The sequence below is a fragment of the Sulfitobacter sp. HI0129 genome, assembly GCF_001635395.1.
In the GTDB taxonomy this organism is placed as follows: Bacteria; Pseudomonadota; Alphaproteobacteria; order Rhodobacterales; family Rhodobacteraceae; genus Sulfitobacter.
On record NZ_LWGH01000558.1, the window covers coordinates 1 to 1,320 of the forward strand.

General features: G+C 65.5%; 1 protein-coding gene and 1 pseudogene. Both read right to left on the reverse strand.

Annotated elements, in window-relative coordinates:
• A pseudogene (locus A3764_RS15030) lies at positions 1-930 on the reverse strand (mechanosensitive ion channel family protein); the annotation flags it as partial.
• Positions 931-985: 55 nt separating this feature from the next.
• A partial coding sequence (locus A3764_RS15035) for an NfeD family protein (protein WP_236628207.1) occupies positions 986-1,320 on the reverse strand: 335 nt, incomplete at its 5' end.

Sequence of the window (1,320 nt, forward strand, 5' to 3'; positions counted from 1 at the left end):
GTTCTGGCTGATCATGTCGAAGATCTCGTCGATGATCAGCACCAGCGCCAGAGTGGCGGAAACCACGTAGGCGATCAGCAGCAGCGGGCTCAGTATCGCGTCGATCACGCCGGAGACCACGAGGATCTGCCGGGTCGAGATACCGATGATGGCGGCGCAAAGCGTGATCGCCAGCGGCCATTTGAGCGAACGCGCCACGAAGCGGCCCCAGCGCTGGGGGGTGCGTTCGCCCAGTCGCTTCATCACCCGGTAGACCGCCAGTGAAGACGCCAGTGCTACGAAGATCAGCACCGGGATGAAGAGCACTTCCCAGACATACATGCCCCAGAAGGCTTCGGCGCGGGCCCAGTCGGGCAGGGAGTTTTCCAGCGCGGTCGGGCCGTAGAAACGGTAGAGCCGCGGGATATTGTCGACCGACTGGCGCGAGAAGACCCAGACGGCATCGGCGTCCTCGCCCGCTTTGACGCGGTTGATCCGGATCGGGACGAGGTGGGTATCGACCTCCAGCCGGTCGATCAGGATGGACCGCCGCACCCGCCCGGTTGAATTGTCGTCGCTGGAGCCGGTCAGCCAGCCGTCGGGGCGATCGGCAAGGCTGGACCACGGGATCACCACCTTGCGTTCCAGCACCACGGCCAGTTCCCGCGCCAGCCGTTCGCCCAGTAGCGCCTGGCTGTCTTCGGGCAGGTCCGACAGATCGAGCAGATGCGCCGCCTCGGCAAAGCGGTCCCGCTCCGCGAGGTACAGAAAGCTTTCCATGGCGGCAAGCGGCGTGCGCCGGTCGAGCACGTCGGGCGGGTCGGACAATCCGGGGTTGAGCGCTTCGGTGGTGAACCACCCCTCCTGCTGCGCTGCGGCAGGCGTCACCCAGACAAGGGTGGCGAGCAATAGGCCATGAAGGCACAGCAGCAGGGGGCGGTGGTTTTTCATCCGGGCTGAATGTAGGTGGTCTGGGGCTGCGTCAAGGGTGACAGCCTTGAAGGGGTCAGTTTTCGCCCCCCTCACGCCGAGCCGGGCGCGCTCCGCCCCGGCGGCTGCGCAGCGCCAGCCGCAGCCCGGACCAGAACATCAGGACGAGGCCGCCATAGACCGCCAGCATCGCCAGCAGTCCCGATCCCGGCAAGACATAGGTGACGATCGTCATCACCAGTGCTGCGAGTGCACAGCCCAGAAAGAAGGTCTTTGGTACACGCAGGGCGAGCACCCCGAAGATCAGCGCGAGGATGATCCAGAGCCACCAGATGGCCGGCAGGATGCTCGTGCCCGCCATTATCCGGCATCTTTCGGCAGATGGTCCGGCGTATGTGCAATGCGCCGGGG